Genomic DNA, 3,274 nt, shown 5'->3' with positions numbered 1-3,274 from the left:
GATTGGGTAGTGCTGGACGAAACACCTAACTCTGTTTTCGTAGGCTACGAACAACTGGAAAGCACCACCAAACTGCTGAAATACCGCACCGTAAAGGCAAAAGGTAAAGAACAGTTTCAGCTGGTACTCGGCCAAACACCTTTTTATGCTGAAAGCGGTGGACAGGTAGGCGATACCGGTACCCTGCACTTTGGCGAAGAAGTGATCCACGTAACAGATACCAAGAAAGAAAATAATCTTACGATCCACTTTGCAGATAAACTGCCGGCGCAACCAGCAGCACCTGTAAAAGCAGCTGTAGCGAAAGATAAGCGCCATAACACAGAGCGTCATCACTCTGCTACCCACTTACTGCATGCGGCATTGCGGCAGGTACTGGGTACCCACGTAGCGCAGAAAGGCTCGTTGGTAAACGCAGAAGCCCTTCGCTTTGACTTCTCCCACTTTGCGAAAGTGACCGATGAGGAAATGGCACAGGTAGAAGCCATCGTAAATGAGAAGATCCGGGAAAATATACCAGTAGTGATCCGCGAGCTTCCTAAGGAAGAAGCCCTGAAACTGGGTGCCATGGCATTATTCGGTGAAAAATACGGTGATGTGGTGCGTGTGGTGGTGATAGACCCTGCCTATAGCGTGGAGCTTTGCGGTGGTACGCATATCAGCTCTACCGGCGAACTGGGTCAGTTTAAATTTGTTTCAGAAGGTGCGGTGGCTGCCGGCGTACGCCGTGTAGAAGCAGTGACCGGCTCTAAAGCGGAAGCTTTTGTTAATGAGCAACTGCAGCAGCTGAAAGAAATTAAAGCGGCCCTGAAAAATCCAAAGGAAATAGTGAAATCAATAGAAACGCTGTTGCAGGACAAAGCCTCCCTGGAAAAGCAACTGGAAGCGCTGGAACTGGAGAAAGTTCGTGCCCTCGCAGCCGGATTGCGCCAACAGGCAGAACAAATCAATGGCATCAACTTCCTCGGTCAGATTGTAAATGTTGGCAGTGCAGAAGGATTAAAACAACTGTCCTTCCAGCTGAAAAACGAGATCCCCGATCACGTGCTATTATTTGTAGCCAACATCGGCGGAAAAGCCAGTGTAGCACTTACTATAGACGAAAGCATAGTGGCTGCCAAAGGATTCGAAGCACCGAAATTTATTAAAGAACATATTGCCCCGTTGATCAAAGGTGGTGGCGGTGGCCAGAAAACCTTTGCCACAGCAGGCGGACAAGATACAGACAAACTGGATCAGGTAGTAGCTGCCGTGAAGAAAGCGATCAGCTAAGCCAAGAATACGCTTAAGTGGCGATATCAAAAGTAGTTTATGCCCGATTTCCTTCGGGCTCCTGATGGAGAGAAATTTCGTTTACCCGATGCTCATATCCATCAAATTACTTTTGATATCGCCTTTTTTGTTTCGGATAACACCAGTAATATCAATATAATCGGCTCATTTTACCTATCAGCACTGATACAGATGTGCATTACCGAACCTCGTATCTACGCAGGGACCATTATTTTTTAACTTTTTCTTTCCTCCCTCACCCTTTAATTTTGCCGCATTAGTTTAAATTTAGTCAACAAAACGACGAAGCAATATGACAAGGTTACTGCAAATCCTCACACTGGCAGGTTTTTCCTGCTTTATTACGGGCGCGGTATCTGCGCAAACATCCAGGCCACCCAAAAATCAAATGGGAGAGTTTGACGAAATTGTCATCAAGCACAAAAACGACAAAGACAGTAAGGTGACCGTAGAAATCAAGAATGGCGACATTCTCGTAAACGGTAAAAAACTGGATCAGTACAGCGATCCTGACCTCTCTGTTTTCCGCAGAAAAATTACTCCGCGTGATGGGAATGCTTTCAGCTTCGACAGCGACAACTTCTCCGGTAATTTCGATATGTTCAACGACGATGACAACGACGAAGAGGATGATATGTCTATCGCAGCAAATAAGGCCATGCTCGGCGTGATCACAGAAAAGAAAGGCGCTACCGGCGTTACTGTAAAAACGGTCGCCAAAGGTACGCCTGCCGATAAATCCGGTATTAAAACCGGCGATGTCATCACGGCTATCGATAATCAAAAAATCAATGAACCGGCAGAGCTGTTTGAAACAATTGGTAAACATCAGCCCGGAGACAAAATAACGGTATCGTATACACGCAATTTGAAAAAGAATAGTGTGATGGTTGTGCTGGACGAACGAAAAGATATCAATGGTGACAGCTGGAAACTGGAGCCGCCAACCGGACAACCTAAAACAACGCCCCGCGCGTTTACCTTTCCCTCCCCATATCCACGTGGTGGACAGGGCCCTGGTAATGGCTGGTATGGCCCTTCTGATGAAGGCGTGAAACTTGGGCTGCAGGTACAGGATACGGAAAATGACGAAGGTGCACAAGTAATTGATATTGCAACTGCTTCGCCCGCTGAAAAAGCCGGATTCAAGAAAGATGATATTGTAACAGACCTGGCTGGAAATCCGGTTAAATCAACGGCGGATCTTTCTAAAGCATACCGTGAAAACCGGGGCAAAGGAAGTATAACGGCTACGATTAAACGAAATGGACAAACACAGTCGCTCGAAATAAAAATTCCGAAGAAATTAAATAAAGCAGAATTGTAGGAGAGCGAAAGGCGTAAAGCAGAAAGCAAAAAGCTATCGAAGCGATTAACGAACACGAAGTGTATTCGATATTTCCAGCAGAAAGCAAAAAACTATCGAAGCAATAATGAACACGCAGTATATTCGATATTTTCAGCAGAAAGCAAAAAGCTACCGAAGCGATCAACAAGCACGAAATATATTCGATATTTTCATTCGCTTCAATAGCTTTTTGCTTTCCGCTTTCCGCCTTCTGCTTATTTCATCAGCATCTTCATTACCTTCAGCTTATTCTTAAACGGCGGATATTTAGTGGGTACATCCAGCCAGGTAGCCGTTTTCAGCATTCCTTTCTGATGTGTAAATGTGTCAAAGCTGTACTTTCCATGATAACTTCCCATACCGCTGTAACCGGCGCCACCAAAGGGCAATTCAGGATTTGTCAGGTGCACCAGCGCATTATTCACGCAACCACCGCCGAAACGCACCTGTTCTATCAACATTTTTTCCGTTTTCTTACTCTTCGTGAATACATATAATGCGAGTGGATAAGGCAGTTGTTTGATCGCCTGTATGGCCTGTGGCAGGTCGGTATAGGTAAGAATAGGTAATACTGGGCCGAATATTTCGTCCTGCATTACGGGATCGCTCCATTCCACATCATCGAGCAGGGTA

At 45.8% G+C, this 3,274-nt stretch carries 3 protein-coding genes; 2 read left to right on the top strand and 1 reads right to left on the bottom strand.

What is annotated here, in order from left to right; genetic code table 11:
- Together VIP81_RS05675 and VIP81_RS05670 are read left to right on the top strand one after the other, a co-directional pair.
- Positions 1–1,272, top strand: a 1,272-nt coding sequence (locus tag VIP81_RS05675; protein ID WP_331957503.1) for a DHHA1 domain-containing protein, incomplete at its 5' end; no start/stop codon positions are given.
- A gap of 313 nt (positions 1,273–1,585) precedes the next feature.
- On the top strand, positions 1,586–2,620 hold the full coding sequence (locus tag VIP81_RS05670; RefSeq protein WP_331957502.1) for a PDZ domain-containing protein: 1,035 nt from the start codon (positions 1,586–1,588) through the stop codon (positions 2,618–2,620).
- Between the two features lie 236 nt (positions 2,621–2,856).
- On the opposite strand, the gene VIP81_RS05665 is transcribed toward VIP81_RS05670, so the two are convergent.
- Positions 2,857–3,274, bottom strand: a 418-nt coding sequence (locus VIP81_RS05665) for an aldehyde dehydrogenase family protein (RefSeq protein ID WP_331957501.1), incomplete at its 5' end; no start/stop codon positions are given.

It is taken from the genome of Chitinophaga sp. (genome assembly GCF_036566945.1).
Taxonomy (GTDB): domain Bacteria; phylum Bacteroidota; class Bacteroidia; order Chitinophagales; family Chitinophagaceae; genus Chitinophaga.
This window is presented reverse-complemented; position numbering and strand designations above follow the sequence as displayed.